The organism is Pseudomonas sp. P4_C3, assembly GCF_056402075.1.
The window spans coordinates 1-504 of record NZ_JBFUIC010000819.1 but is presented as its reverse complement, the minus strand read 5'-3'; the positions used below and the strand labels follow the sequence as shown (position 1 = coordinate 504).

Sequence of the window (504 nt, the reverse complement as noted above, 5' to 3'; positions counted from 1 at the left end):
CCAGTGGCATTGCCGGGTAGCTATGTTCGGAAAAGATAACCGCTGAAAGCATCTAAGCGGGAAACTTGCCTCAAGATGAGATCTCACTGGGACCTTGAGTCCCCTGAAGGGCCGTCGAAGACTACGACGTTGATAGGTTGGGTGTGTAAGCGCTGTGAGGCGTTGAGCTAACCAATACTAATTGCCCGTGAGGCTTGACCATATAACACCCAAGCAATTTGCATGCTTCGAGCTGAAAAGCGAAAAGGCACCAGATTGCGGTGTGTGAAGACGCAATGAACCGAAAGTTCGCACCACACACAAATCTATCACTTACCCAATTTGCTGAAGCGAGACCGTCTGGTCACGACTCGGTACCCGAATTTCTTGACGACCATAGAGCATTGGAACCACCTGATCCCATCCCGAACTCAGCAGTGAAACGATGCATCGCCGATGGTAGTGTGGGGTTTCCCCATGTGAGAGTAGGTCATCGTCAAGATTAAATTCCGAAACCCCTATCTG

Annotated in this window: 2 rRNA genes; both read left to right on the top strand. The window is 50.2% G+C overall.

The features are described from left to right. Positions 1-202, top strand: a 23S ribosomal RNA gene (locus AC1DVH_RS32635); the annotation flags it as partial. Between the two features lie 163 nt (positions 203-365). After that, positions 366-481, top strand: a 5S ribosomal RNA gene (gene rrf, locus AC1DVH_RS32630). Positions 482-504: the final 23 nt, after the last annotated feature.